General features: G+C 64.5%; 11 protein-coding genes. 9 read left to right on the top strand and 2 right to left on the bottom strand.

Translation table 11 applies throughout. The features are described 5' to 3' along the window. Window positions 1-2: 2 nt before the first annotated feature. The gene (gene ctaD / locus LQ954_RS11745; RefSeq protein ID WP_227772025.1) at window positions 3-1,685 is read left to right on the top strand and encodes a cytochrome c oxidase subunit I; all 1,683 of its coding nucleotides are present in this window, start codon (window positions 3-5) and stop codon (window positions 1,683-1,685) included. Window positions 1,686-1,975: 290 nt separating this feature from the next. On the opposite strand, the gene LQ954_RS11740 is transcribed toward ctaD, so the two are convergent. Continuing rightward, window positions 1,976-2,659 (bottom strand): DUF2490 domain-containing protein, encoded by a 684-nt coding sequence (locus tag LQ954_RS11740; protein WP_231023294.1) that lies wholly within the window; start codon window positions 2,657-2,659, stop codon window positions 1,976-1,978. A 79-nt stretch (window positions 2,660-2,738) separates the two neighbouring features. On the opposite strand from LQ954_RS11740, the gene LQ954_RS11735 reads away from it, so the two are divergent. The 3 genes from LQ954_RS11735 (at window position 2,739) to LQ954_RS11725 (ending at window position 6,193) form a co-directional block, all read left to right on the top strand. Beyond that, window positions 2,739-3,704, top strand: a complete 966-nt coding sequence (locus LQ954_RS11735) for an alpha/beta fold hydrolase (protein ID WP_231023293.1) — start codon at window positions 2,739-2,741, stop codon at window positions 3,702-3,704. Window positions 3,705-3,867: 163 nt separating this feature from the next. Continuing rightward, window positions 3,868-5,190, top strand: coding sequence for a lipopolysaccharide biosynthesis protein (locus tag LQ954_RS11730; protein ID WP_231023292.1), 1,323 nt, complete (start codon window positions 3,868-3,870; stop codon window positions 5,188-5,190). A gap of 121 nt (window positions 5,191-5,311) precedes the next feature. Beyond that, complete coding sequence (locus LQ954_RS11725) at window positions 5,312-6,193, top strand: glycosyltransferase family 4 protein (protein WP_231023291.1); 882 nt, start codon at window positions 5,312-5,314, stop codon at window positions 6,191-6,193. On the opposite strand, the gene LQ954_RS11720 is transcribed toward LQ954_RS11725, so the two are convergent. Continuing rightward, window positions 6,190-7,653 (bottom strand): hypothetical protein, encoded by a 1,464-nt coding sequence (locus tag LQ954_RS11720; protein ID WP_231023290.1) that lies wholly within the window; start codon window positions 7,651-7,653, stop codon window positions 6,190-6,192. The genes LQ954_RS11725 and LQ954_RS11720 overlap by 4 nt on opposite strands. A gap of 138 nt (window positions 7,654-7,791) precedes the next feature. Here LQ954_RS11720 and LQ954_RS11715 point away from each other — a divergent pair, with 138 nt between their 5' ends. The 5 genes from LQ954_RS11715 to LQ954_RS11695 are packed head-to-tail and all read left to right on the top strand — an operon-like array spanning window position 7,792 to window position 12,402. Then, a complete protein-coding gene (locus LQ954_RS11715) occupies window positions 7,792-8,370 on the top strand; it encodes a putative colanic acid biosynthesis acetyltransferase (protein ID WP_231023289.1) in 579 nt (192 codons plus the stop codon). Continuing rightward, on the top strand, window positions 8,367-9,320 hold the full coding sequence (locus LQ954_RS11710; protein ID WP_231023288.1) for a glycosyltransferase family 2 protein: 954 nt from the start codon (window positions 8,367-8,369) through the stop codon (window positions 9,318-9,320). Before LQ954_RS11715 ends, LQ954_RS11710 begins: the two co-directional genes overlap by 4 nt. Beyond that, window positions 9,317-10,489, top strand: coding sequence for a glycosyltransferase (locus tag LQ954_RS11705; protein WP_231023286.1), 1,173 nt, complete (start codon window positions 9,317-9,319; stop codon window positions 10,487-10,489). Before LQ954_RS11710 ends, LQ954_RS11705 begins: the two co-directional genes overlap by 4 nt. Window positions 10,490-10,549: 60 nt before the next feature. Beyond that, window positions 10,550-10,978 carry a hypothetical protein gene (locus tag LQ954_RS11700; protein ID WP_231023284.1) on the top strand — a complete coding sequence of 143 codons (429 nt, stop codon included), beginning with the start codon at window positions 10,550-10,552 and terminating at the stop codon, window positions 10,976-10,978. Next, window positions 10,975-12,402, top strand: a complete 1,428-nt coding sequence (locus tag LQ954_RS11695; RefSeq protein ID WP_231023282.1) for an SGNH/GDSL hydrolase family protein — start codon at window positions 10,975-10,977, stop codon at window positions 12,400-12,402. Before LQ954_RS11700 ends, LQ954_RS11695 begins: the two co-directional genes overlap by 4 nt. The last annotated feature ends 22 nt before the right edge of the window (window positions 12,403-12,424 follow it).

The following is a 12,424-nucleotide window of genomic DNA, read 5'->3' as shown; positions in this document are numbered from 1 at the left end:
TCATGACCGATACCGCACTTCACCCGTCCGCCTTCCAGGCGCACGACGACCACGCGCACCACCATCATGACGCGGATCACAAGCCCGCGTTCTTCCAGCGCTGGTTCATGTCCACGAACCACAAGGACATCGGCACCCTCTACCTGATCTTCGCGATTTTCGCCGGCATCATCGGCGGCGCGATCTCGGGCCTGATGCGTGTCGAGCTGCGTGACCCCGGCATTCAGTATCTGCCGACATGGCTCGCCATGCTGCACGGCCCGGGCACGTTCGATGAATCGCTTCACCTGTGGAACGTGATGATCACCGCTCACGGTCTCATCATGGTGTTCTTCATGGTGATGCCGGCGATGATCGGCGGGTTCGGCAACTGGTTCGTGCCGCTGATGATCGGCGCGCCGGACATGGCCTTCCCGCGCATGAACAACATCAGCTTCTGGCTGTTGGTGCCGTCGTTCCTGCTGCTGCTCGGCTCACCGTTCTTTGGATCGGGTGCGGGTACCGGATGGACGGTCTATGCGCCGCTCTCCACTTATGGTGAGCCGGGTCCATCGGTCGATATGGCGATCCTGTCGCTTCACCTTTCAGGTGCGTCGTCGATCCTTGGCGCGATCAACTTCATCACCACCATCTTCAACATGCGCGCACCGGGCATGACGCTGCACAAGATGCCGCTGTTTGCCTGGTCGGTGCTCGTCACCGCGTTCCTGCTGCTTCTGTCGCTGCCGGTTCTTGCTGCGGCGATCACCATGCTGCTGACCGATCGTAACTTCGGCACGACCTTCTTCGATCCGGCCGGCGGTGGTGATCCGGTGCTGTACCAGCACCTGTTCTGGTTCTTCGGTCACCCCGAAGTGTACATCATGATTCTGCCGGGCTTCGGCATCATCAGCCACATCATCTCCACCTTCAGCCGCAAGCCGATCTTCGGCTACCTCGGCATGGCCTATGCCATGGTGGCGATCGGCGTGGTCGGCTTCGTCGTGTGGGCGCACCACATGTTCGCCACCGGCTTGTCGGTGAACACCAAGATGTACTTCACCGCCGCAACCATGGTCATCGCGGTGCCGACGGGCATCAAGATCTTCTCGTGGATCGCGACGATGTGGGGTGGCTCGCTCACCTTCAAAACGCCGATGACCTGGGCGATCGGCTTCATCTTCATGTTCACCGTGGGTGGCGTGACGGGTGTGGTGCTCGCCAACGGGGGCGTCGACGATTACATGCACGACACCTATTACGTGGTGGCGCACTTCCACTACGTGCTGTCGCTGGGGGCCGTGTTCGCGCTGTTCGCCGGCTTCTATTACTGGTTCCCGAAGATGTCGGGGAAGATGTACAACGAGTTCCTCGGCCAGCTGCACTTCTGGGTGTTCTTCACCGGCGTGAACATCCTGTTCTTCCCGATGCACTTCCTGGGCCTCCAGGGCATGCCGCGGCGCTACCCGGACTATCCGGACGCCTATGCCTATTGGAACCAGATCGCGACCCACGGCTATGAGATCATGGCGCTGGGTATGGTGATCTTCTTCATCAACCTCGTTTGGTCGCTCGCCGCGGGCAAGAAGGCGCCCGACAATCCGTGGGGCGAGGGTGCCACCACGCTCGAGTGGACGCTGACGTCGCCGCCGCCGTATCACCAGTTCGAAACGCTGCCGGTGATCGAGGACGACAAGCACCATTGATCGCCTGACAAGGCAAAGGTCAGCGCCCCGCGGAGGTAACTCCCGGGGCGCTTTCTTTATGTGCGTTTGTGATCGCGCCATCCCGGCTGTGGCTCCGACGTTGTCTGGCTCGGGCACGCGAACAAGGCCGCTGCAATCGGGAATGAGGTGCTCGGACTGTAACGGCCCTGGTCAGCACAAACGCGCGGCGCTCACCGCGGCGCAGGCAGCGTCAGCCGACTGGCGCTTCCTTTCGGTTGGCGGTCGATGGCCGCAAGGCGGCGTGGACGCGCTTTCGCGGGAGGCCTCGGTTACAGACGAATGAAGAGGCTCAGCGAGGCGGCGTGAACCATGTCGACGCGCCGGCCCGGTGCATCGCGCGTCTGGTTGAGATATCCTGCCTCGACCGTCGACGCCCCTGCCAGCGGGACCTCTACGCCGATGAACGTGCGGACCTGGTCAAAACCGTTCACGCCGCCCCAATCGGCGGACTTCAGCCCGACGAAGCCCTCGACCGACGCGAGCGCCGCCACGCGCCTGGCGTCGGGCGCCAAGGGATACTCGAAACGCATCATCTGGCGCGCGCGCAGTGCCATGCCATTACCATCGGAACGCCAGCGCTCCTCCAGCCGGGTGCGGGATTGAACCTCTAGTCGCCCGATCTTGCCGACGTTCCACGTCACTTGCTGGAACAGGCGGTTTTCACGCCGATCCGGCCCATTCTCCACCGGATCGATGACATGGGCGTATCCCTGATAAACCGTGACGTGCTTGGAAAGCTCGACGCCGACGGCGGGACGAAGAAGCAATTGCGACAGCCGCGACACACCGTCGCCGACACGAGGTTGAACTTCCGCGAAGAACACGACCGGCCCCTGGACGCGGCCCATCACCGTTCCATTCACCCACAGCGCCTCGTCATGACTCGTCTGCGCAGCGGCAGGGGCAACGATTGTCGTGCAGGACAGGAGACAAACGGAAAGCAGCCGGTACATGAGGATGCCCTAGCCGGCCGGCTGGGGAGCCGTCATGCTCCGCGCGAGTGCAGCAACAAAATGTAGGAGGAGAGAAGACATGCCCGAGTTTCGGATGATCGATACCGGCCCTGTCCGCATCCGCACGGCGGTGGAAGGTGACGGTCCGCTCGTCCTGATGGTGCATGGCTTCCCGGAAAGCTGGTTTTCTTGGCGGCATCAGCTTGCCCCGGTTGCCGGTGCCGGCTTTACGGCCGCGGCAATTGACGTGCGCGGTTATGGCGGCTCGGACAAGCCGGATCGCGTCGAGGATTATGCGATGGAGCAGCTCGTTGCTGATATCACCGCAGTGGCCCAGACGCTTCAACCAGACGCCCCGGCCATTCTCGTCGGCCACGATTGGGGCGCGCCGCAGGTCTGGAATTCCGCACTGACCCGGCCTGATCAATTTCGTGCCGTAGCAGCGTTGTCGGTGCCCTATACCGGCGTTCCCTCCCGTCCCTTCACCGAAGTGTTTCGCCAGGCCTTCACGAACAAGGGGCGCTTCTTCTACCAGGAATGGTTTCAGGAAGTCGGGCCGGCAGAAGCGGAGGCCGAGCACGACGTCCGGGACTTCCTGCGAAAATTCTATTACGCGATTTCAGGCGACGCGCCCCCGGGCACTTGGCCGACCAAGCCCGCGGGCGCTTCTCTGCTGCAAGACATGGTCGATCCCGACCCATTCCCCGCATGGCTGACGGGGGAAGACCTCGATTATTATGTCGCTGAGTTCGAAGCGTCCGGTTTCTTCGGGCCGATCAGCCGCTATCGCAATCACGAGCGTGATTTTACCTGGCTGCAGTCCTTTCGCGATCGGCGCATCGAGCAGCCCGCCTTGTTCATCGGTGGAACGAAGGACCCCGCTACCACCGGGTTCGGGGCCATCGCCGATCCGATCGGCGTAATGCGTCCCCACGTTCCGCTGGTAGAAGGCCATCTGCTGGACGGTTGCGGCCATTGGACGCAGCAAGAACGCCCGGAGGAAGTGAACAACTTGCTGGTGGATTGGCTGAAGCGCCTGGACTGATCCGGGCCGAAGAGATCGGGGGCGGGACGCAGGATATAGCTCCCCCGGCACCTGAGCCGACGCCGACACGCCGTCGTCGCCGGACTCTCTTGCAACAAAGCTGCTTGCCCCGCCGACGCAAACGCCGCAGCTAGCGATGGGGGACATTGGGGGAGCAAGCGGTGTGGCGACCGGGCGAGAGCTGATGGGCCGGTCACTCGACCGGGCCACGACATTGCGCCTCGGGCGAACGGTTTCGGCGCAGGCTTATGGCCAGATCGTCACCGTCGTCGTTCAGATTGCGCTGGTTCCGCTGCTTCTCCACGCGTGGGGGCCTGGAACATATGGCGCATGGCTGCTGCTGTCGGCGGTGCCATTCTACCTGACGTTTAGTGACTTCGGGTTCACCTATGTTGCCAAGAACGCAATGGTCATGGCGGTGTCCGCGGGGCAGCCGGACGCCGCCACCCGGGTGTTCCACAGCATCTTCGCGCTCCTGTGTGTCGCAGCGCCATTGCTGCTGGGGCTCAGCGCGCTGATCATCATCGCGGTCGATGTGCCGGATGTCCTCGGCGCTGACGCTGTTACGCCGACGACCGCGCGGGCGACGGTGCTGCTGCTGGTCGTGAACGTCCTTCTGTACCAGTTCTTTCTGCTGGTATGCGCCGGCATCAGGTCCGAAAACCGGCCTGCGAGCGAAGCAATCTGGGCAGCGAGCGCCAGATTGTTGGAGGGCGTGGCCGTCGCAATCGCCGCTGTTGCGGGCGGTGGCCTGGTCGCCGCGGCTGCGGCTATGGTGGGGGCGCGGCTGCTTGCGCTCCTCGGCGCCTACCGCTGGCTGCGGCGTCTGTCGGGCTGGCTTCGCCTCGGGGTCCGCGCTGCTGATCGGGAAACCCTGGAGGGGCTGTGGCGCCCCGCCATCGCCTATATGTTGTTGCCGCTCGGTCAGGCGCTTTTGATCCAGGCGCCAGTGCTGGTTGTGGGCGGCGCATTGGGGGCGGTGGGAACCGTGACCTTCGCGACCAGCCGCACGATCACGCGGATGGGCATGGCCGCGATCAACATGATCAATAACAGCGTCACCGCCGAATATGCCGCGCTGGCCGGTAGCGGTGACCACCAGCGCGCAGGGCGGCTCCTGCGCGTTCAGGCGGGCGTCACCTTGTGTATCATTCTCGTTTACGCGGTGACGGTTCTGGTCGCGGCACCGGTGGTGCTGCCTTTGCTGACCCATGGCGCAGTGGCGGCCGCTTACCCGTTTCTCCTGTTACTGGTCGGCAGCGTGGCCGCAGAGATGATATGGTCCAGTCTGTTCACGCCCATTGCGGCGGTGAATCGCCACGGCACCGCCACGGTGATTTTCCTGATCGTTGCCGCCGCGACCGTCGCACTTGCTGGCCCGCTCACCGAAAGGTTCGGGCTGAATGGTACCGCAGCGGCATTGCTGCTCGCGCATGCCGCGATGATCCCCGTCACGCTGTTGGCTGGAAACTATCGTGCGCGGTGAGCCGCCCAGCTCTGTCGTCCTGTTTATCGGGCTTTCGGCACGCGGACATGGCGGGATCCAGCGGTTCAACCGGCGGGTGATCGCGTCCTTGAACTCTCTGGGAAGACGAACCGCGGTTGCCATGCGTGCAGATGACAAACGGTGGACATTCACCTCAACCCTGTTTCGGGCGCTTTGGCGCGCCGACACGGTGCTGATCGGGCATATCAACCTGCTCCCTCTCGCGGCGCTGATCCGGCTGCTGCGCCCTCGAACGCGATTGATCCTCTTTGCCCATGGCATCGAGGTTTGGGGCGACCCGGCGTATCGGCCGGTGCGCCGCGGGGAGCGCACGCTGCTGCGCAACGCGGTGGACGAGGTGGCGATCGTCAGCCGCTTTTCGATGGGCAAAATGGCCGCTGCCTTCGCATTGGATGAAGGCAAGTTCGTTCTCTTCCCCAACGCCGTCGATCTTCCGGGCCAATCGGCGCGTGGGTCGGGCAATACGATCCTGGCGGTCGCACGCCTGAGCGCGGGGGAACGCGAGAAGCATGTCGACAAGCTCGTTCGCGCGCTGCCGGCCCTGCCCGACGCCCGTCTTGTGGTGATCGGTGACGGCCCGTTACGGCGGGAGTTGCAAGTTCTAGCCACAGCGCTCGGCGTGAGTGGGCGGGTGAACTTGCCCGGCAGCGTCGATGAAGCCGAATTGGCGGAAGCTTATGCACGGGCGGACGTCTTCGCCTTGCCTTCGTCAAAGGAGGGGTTCGGGATCGTCTACCTTGAGGCTTGGGCACGCGGCCTGCCGGTGGTGGGATCATGCTTCGGCGGGGCAGGGGAAGTCATCAACGACGGTATTGATGGCATCACCGTGGACCCGGTGGACGTGCCCGCCCTCACGCGGGCGCTGGAGCGGCTGCTGCACGATCCCTCGCTGGCTCAGCAGATGGGCGCGACCGGCCGCCGGAAGGTGGAGCAGCGATATTCCGGCGCTGCCTTTACGAAGAACCTGGAGGCATTGCTCTAGAGCGGCATGCCGTTGATGGGGATCACCCGCATCGGACGAACGCGCCGCACACGGCCCATCAACAGCAACGATGCCGCGATCAGCAGCAGGAAAGGGAAGCTCCGGCAGAAGAAGGACAGCGTGGTGCTGACCTCCTTCTCCGCAAGGAACGTGGTCGCAGAGAGCAGGAATGCGCCCCACACATTCCCGGTGAGCCGCCCGCCCAAAAGATCCAGCACCACAAAGGTCAGGGCCGTGACGAGCATCGGCAGCAGCAGCACGCCCAAAAGGCCGAACGCTGCAAGGCTGCTCGCGATCAGGCCCACCACCGGACGCGCGATGGAGCCGCTCGCGCGAAAGCCATAGTGCCAGGCGATGCGATCAGGCGCATTGGCTAGAGACTTGTCCAGAAGGAATCCCGGCAGCAGGGTTTCCAGCGGGTCACGCCACAAGTCCGCGGCGCCCATCGTTCCATGTTCCTCGAGCCCGCGCGCGACAAGGTCGACCGGCTGAATCATGGTGAACCGCTCGGTATTCCACGCCAGTGGGAAGATATAGCTTTCGCGCCAGCTCAATTGATGCCCCAGGGCGATCCGATCGGCCTCTGCGGCCAGGCGCAGCGGGTCGAAGCCGGCGTTGCGGATGACCTGCCAGGTGGCGGTGATTCTCCCGGTACTGCGCACGTCGGCCATGGTGCGCACGATCTGGATCGCCGGCATGACCAGCGCGAGTAGCAGAATTGCACTCCCCATCATCGGAAGGACCCAGCGCCAGCGGGGCCGCGCACCATGCACGATGAAGACGAGGCCGATGATCAACAGGAAGTCGAACAAGGTCCGCTTCGTATTGTCGGCGAACGTAAGGGCCAGAACGACGACGGCCATCCCCGCGAGCACAGCACGGTGCCGGTATTGACGGGGCTGCAGCACGACAAGCGCCGCCTGCATCGCGGCACCGAGCAGAAGCAGCGGGTAAAAGGTGCCAAACCCGCCGAAGCCACCCGGCTCGAACCCTCCGTCCGCCGCAATCGGCCGGAACTGGGTCTGCAGGAACAAGAACAATGCCCCCGCCAGGAAGATCGGTACGGCGAAACGGACGAGATTGGGCGAATGGCTGGTCACCGCTCGCAACTGCTCCGCTATGCGCGCTGGCCTGCGAACGGCGTGGCTGACCCCGTAGCCGATGCTGATCGAACAGAAACCGAGGAGGAGATATCCGGCGGAAGAATCCGGCACATGCAGGTTGGTGTGAACAGGCTGGCCAGCCAATGTTTTCACGACAAGTGCGCCCGAGCCGAAGTAAACGGTCATGATCGCATAGAGGCCGTCGGATATGCGCCAGCTCGATCGGGTAAGCGGGACGAGCGCGGCGGCGGAAATCATCAGGAGAACCGCGAGAATCCAGAAGCTGGCGCCCAGCAACAGCTGCGCAACAGCCAGAAGCATGAGGATAATGGAATAAGGCCAGCCAAGCGATCTCATCGGCGAACGTGCGCCTCCCCCCTGTTTCCCCCACAATGACGTACCGGCACAATGCCGAAGCGTCGATACACTGCGTTGCGGGTATCCACCGGATCGCTTAACCTTGCGAACTGGGGGAATAAGCAATGCCAATGTGCGATGTTGCAGCCGCTTGACGGGCGAACCACGCGCGCGTGGGAAGGGGGAGCCAGTTTTTCGCTGGGAAACCGCCTATACCGTCTTGCCTGGGGCGCGACGTGGTTGCTTCTCGGGCGCTGGAGCCCGCCACAGCTGCGGGCGTGGCGCCGGCTGCTGCTGCGCCTGTTCGGCGCGCGTGTTGCGACAACGGCAAATGTATATGGCAGCGCCCGGATCTGGTCGCCAGCCAACCTCGTGCTTGATGATCATGCCGCGATCGGTCCGGGGGCGATCGTCTATTCCATGGCTCGCATCACGATCGGCGCTTATGCCGTGATTTCGCAACGGGCCCATCTGTGCGCTGGCACCCACGACATCGAAGACATCGCATTCCAGCTTCATGCCCGACCCATCACGATTGGGGCTCGCGCTTGGGTCGCTGCGGAGGCTTTCGTCGGACCAGGCGTGACGGTCGGTGCCGGCGCGGTTCTGGGCGCGCGTGGCTGTGCGATGCGGGATCTGGCGCCCTGGACAGTTTATGGCGGCAACCCGGCGTCGGTTATACGCAGCAGGCGCATCCGCTTCGAGGCGCCGGAATGATCGCCAATGGCTCTCCGGAAAGGTGGCGGGCGCATGGCAAACCGGATCTCACCGTCGTCATCCTGACGTTCAACGAGGCCCATCATATCGGCCGTGCCATTGCCAGCGTGCAGGACATCGCGCGTGAGGTGCTGGTAGTCGACAGCTTTTCGACCGACGACACGGTGGCGCTGGCGCGCGAGGCGGGCGCGCGCGTCCTTCAACACCTATTCACCAGCCATGCCGCGCAGATGCAGTGGGCGCTGGGGCACGGCGGCATCGCAACGGCTTGGACGCTCCGGCTGGATGCCGATGAACTCATCGAGGACGATCTGGCGCTCGCCATCATCCGGACCCTGCCGGGCCTGGATCGTGACGTCACCGGCATCATGCTGAACCGCAAGCACCTCTTCATGGGGCGCTGGATCCGGCATGGCGGGCGTTATCCGCTGTGGTTGCTACGCATCTGGCGAACGGGAGCGGGGCGGGTCGAAAGCCGGTGGATGGACGAGCATGTCGTGGTGGATCGCGGCAGAACGATCAGAATGGCGGGCGGTTTTGTCGACGCCAATCGCGGTGATCTCACCTTTTTCACGGCCAAGCACAACGGCTACGCCACGCGTGAGGCGATCGAAGTGCTGGCCGCTCGCCACGCGCTGTTCGATGAAGCGCCGATCGCGCTGACGGGCCAGGCAAAACGCAAGCGGGTGTTGAAGAACAAGGTGTTCCAACGCCTGCCACTATGGGCGGGTCCAATCGGCTACTTCCTGTACCGCTACATCGGCCAGGGTGGCTTTCTCGACGGCCGTCCTGGTCTGATCTACCATTTGCTCCAGGGCTTCTGGTACCGCTTCCTTGTGGCCGCCAAGGTTGCCGAGTGGGAGAGCGAGCTGGCGGCCTGCCGATCCCGGGACGAGCGTCTCGCGCGCCTGGCTACGCTTAGTGGGCTGCCGATCGCTCCAGCGGCATGACTCGCATCCTGCGCATCATCACCAGCGCCGATCCACGGACCGGCGGGCCGATCGAGGGCGCGCGCAGAATTGGTGAGATCTGGGCCAGCCAAGGGCATCGTCAGGACATGCTGACCCTTGATCCGCCGGAGGAGTGCTACCTGCCCGATTACTCCGGCACCATCATCGGTTTGGGGGCCCCGCGTGGACGAGGACTGCTCAGCCGCTACCGCTACTCGCCGGCGATGGTGCCTTGGCTGCGCGAGCATGCAGCGCGGTACGATGCGGTGATCGTCTCCGGCCTGTGGCGTTATGCCGCGCGTGGCGCCCGGATCGCGCTGGCTGGCGGTGCGACACCCTATTTCGTGTTTCCGCACGGCATGCTGGATCCATGGTTCCGTCGCGACGCACCGCTCAAACACCTCGGCAAGCAGGCGAGTTGGTGGTGGGCAGAGGGGCCCCTGCTAAAAGGCGCGCGCGCCGTGCTGTTCACTAGTGAGGAGGAACGCGTGCGGGCCGAAGGCGCGTTTCGCCCCTACCGCCTTCGCGGCGACGTCGTAAATTATGGCACGGCTGATCTGAGCGGGGACAGCGCGGCTGACGTTGTAGCCTTTCGTCGGCTGCTGCCCGCACTGGGCGACCGGCCGTTCCTTCTCTTCCTCGGTCGAATTCACCCGAAAAAGGGCTGCGACTTGCTGGTTCATGCTTTCGGCAGCATCGCCGATCGCGAGCCTGCGTTAGATCTGGTGATCGCGGGGCCCGACGAGGTCGGCTTGGTCGCTGGGCTCCGAACCGCCGCGCAACGGGCGGGGTTAGGGGCCCGCGTCCATTTTCCCGGCATGCTTTCAGGTTCGGCCAAGGCAGGCGCATTGCGCGCCGCCAGCGCCTTTGTGCTCCCCTCGCACCAGGAGAACTTCGGTATCGCGCTGGCCGAAGCGCTGGCAGCCGGCACGCCGGTGCTCGTCAGTGATCAGGTGGCGATCTGGCGCGAGGTGGTGGCTGACGGCGCGGGCCTCGTCGCCGCTGACACGCTAGGTGGGACGCGTGAATTGTTGACGCATTTTGCCGATTGTTGTCCCGAACAGCGACTGGCCATGCGCCGCAACGCGCGCGCCTGTTTCGTTGACCGTTTCCACATCCAACGTGCGGCAGACAGCCTCCGCTTGCTGATCGAGCGCGAGATCGGCTGAAGGGCCTGTCCTACATCTCGCTCCCTCCTGTAGAACGTATAGAGAACAACAGGAGTGGTAATGATGGCGGAAGTGGAAGTCCCCGCGGGGTTTGTGCCGCAATATGCGGTTGCATTCGGGGCAGTGGATGCCCCGGCAGTGGCGGTTCACGACGATAATCCCTTGCCGGTGCGGCCCGTACGGAGGCCCGCTGCCTCCACCCCGCTAGCGGGTACGATGATGGCGAGCGGCCTCGCGGGCCCCTTCACGCCAGAGCTGGACCGGCCGATCTGGCTCACGCTGTCGGGGGATTGGTCCGGCACCGTCGAGCTGCTTCGTTCGGTCGACGGTGGCTCGACTGCCCTGCCGCTGACAGCCGCGGGGGCCAGATGGGGCAGATTCACCGCTAACGCCAATGAGGCGGTGGCTGACGAAAGCGAGGTGGGTGCCACCTTTTATCTGTCCGCGACGCTGGTTGCGGGAACGCTGACTTATCGGGTGGCGCAATGAGCGGGCGAGATATTCTGGCACGCGGCATGGCTGCCCGGGTGCGAGATGCGGTCGGTACATCCACACGGCACGGTCGCCTCTTGCGGGCGGCAGAGGCAGCGGTTGGACGAAATCCGGCGGTTCTGCGCCCTTGGCTTCCCGGGCCGGCCTATGCCCCGAACACGGCTTACGCGGTGGGCCAGGTCGTGACGCATGGCGGCAGCTGGTACATGTGCGGCGTCGGCGGCGTCTCGCCATCCGCCGGCACCGGCCCCGTAAACACCAGCAGCGGCCAATATGTCGCGGATGGCGGCACTTCGCTCTATTGGGCGTACTTGGGCGGCGCGCGTGCCGCCGATCCTGCCGATGGCGCGCCAATCGTGTCGGTCGTTACCAGCAATCCGGCGATTGGCGCCGCTTGGACGCCGGCCGGCCACCCCAACGCTTATGTCGTGCGCGGGGCGGCAGCATCCCCGCTACGGAGCAATTTCTGGTCGCTCACCAGCTTTGAGGCGAACGCAGGAATGCCGACGTGCGCCGGCGCTTCCGTATCCTTCGCATGCGACGGCGAAAAGGTCGCGCTCTTCCTGCCTGCGGGTTCCGCGCAAATCCGGGTGCTGGTCGACGGCCGCTATCTGATGCCAGGCAGCCATGTGGCGGCGGGGCAGGATCAGTGGATGGTGATCGACTGGACCGCCAGCACTGGGCGGCGCCTGCGGCACTATGAGGTGGAAACCGGGAAGAGCGCCTCCTATTTCGGCGGTGTCCAGGCGCCCGCATCCGCGATCGTGAGTGCGGCTGGCGCTGGCGCCCCGCGGATGGTCGTTATCGGGGACAGCTACAATGCCGGATCCAGCTACGGCCCCTGGCTGGCTGGGGGATCGGTCGCGCAGCTGCTCGCCAAGCGGCTTGGCTGGCGCGACACATGGAATCTCTCCGTCGGCGGGACCGGATATTGCAATCCGTCCGCCACCGGCCTCCTGACCTTTGGCGAGCGAGTCCCCCGGGCGCTGTCGCTGGCGCCGGACGTGATCTTGCTGATGGGGTCGACCAATGACGTCGGTTACACGCCATCCGCTGTCCAGGCGGCAGTTGCCGCGACCTTGAAGGCGATCCGCGCCGGCACCGCGGCCCCGGTAGTTGTCGTCGGAGTGCCATCAATCAACCTGCCCGGCGCTCCGGCGACGGAGGCGGCCATTGCTGCTGCTGTCGCCCAGCATGGCGATCCGCTTACCTTCTTCGTACCGATCTGCGGGGCGTTACCACCCTGGGTGCTGGGACCTTGGAACAATCGCACCGGAGTGCCTGGCGGGACGGCCAACGCCAGCTTCTATGTCGCGGCGGACAACGTCCATCCGCCCGAAATCGGGTTCGACTATTACGCGCAGCGGATCGAGCAGGCGATCCGATCCGCCGTGCTCCCGGCGCTGAGCGCGGCCGCCTAGCGGAGCGCACGCGTGCGCTCGG

Origin of the sequence: Sphingomonas sp. IC-11, from assembly GCF_021043365.1 — a bacterium.
Taxonomy (GTDB): Bacteria; Pseudomonadota; Alphaproteobacteria; order Sphingomonadales; family Sphingomonadaceae; genus Sphingomonas.
Note: the sequence above shows the minus strand (reverse complement) of the source record. Positions and strands in the feature narration are given on the sequence as shown.

Excerpts from the sequence above, each read along its gene's own strand:
- LQ954_RS11740 (WP_231023294.1), bottom strand. The coding sequence starts at position 2,659 with ATGTACCGGCTGCTTTCCGTTTGTCTCCTGTCCTGCACGACAATCGTT.
- ctaD (WP_227772025.1), top strand. The coding sequence starts at position 3 with ATGACCGATACCGCACTTCACCCGTCCGCCTTCCAGGCGCACGACGAC.
- LQ954_RS11720 (WP_231023290.1), bottom strand. The coding sequence starts at position 7,653 with ATGAGATCGCTTGGCTGGCCTTATTCCATTATCCTCATGCTTCTGGCT.
- LQ954_RS11725 (WP_231023291.1), top strand. The coding sequence starts at position 5,312 with ATGCGTGCAGATGACAAACGGTGGACATTCACCTCAACCCTGTTTCGG.
- LQ954_RS11710 (WP_231023288.1), top strand. The coding sequence starts at position 8,367 with ATGATCGCCAATGGCTCTCCGGAAAGGTGGCGGGCGCATGGCAAACCG.
- LQ954_RS11715 (WP_231023289.1), top strand. The coding sequence starts at position 7,792 with ATGTTGCAGCCGCTTGACGGGCGAACCACGCGCGCGTGGGAAGGGGGA.
- LQ954_RS11735 (WP_231023293.1), top strand. The coding sequence starts at position 2,739 with ATGCCCGAGTTTCGGATGATCGATACCGGCCCTGTCCGCATCCGCACG.
- LQ954_RS11695 (WP_231023282.1), top strand. The coding sequence starts at position 10,975 with ATGAGCGGGCGAGATATTCTGGCACGCGGCATGGCTGCCCGGGTGCGA.
- LQ954_RS11705 (WP_231023286.1), top strand. The coding sequence starts at position 9,317 with ATGACTCGCATCCTGCGCATCATCACCAGCGCCGATCCACGGACCGGC.
- LQ954_RS11700 (WP_231023284.1), top strand. The coding sequence starts at position 10,550 with ATGATGGCGGAAGTGGAAGTCCCCGCGGGGTTTGTGCCGCAATATGCG.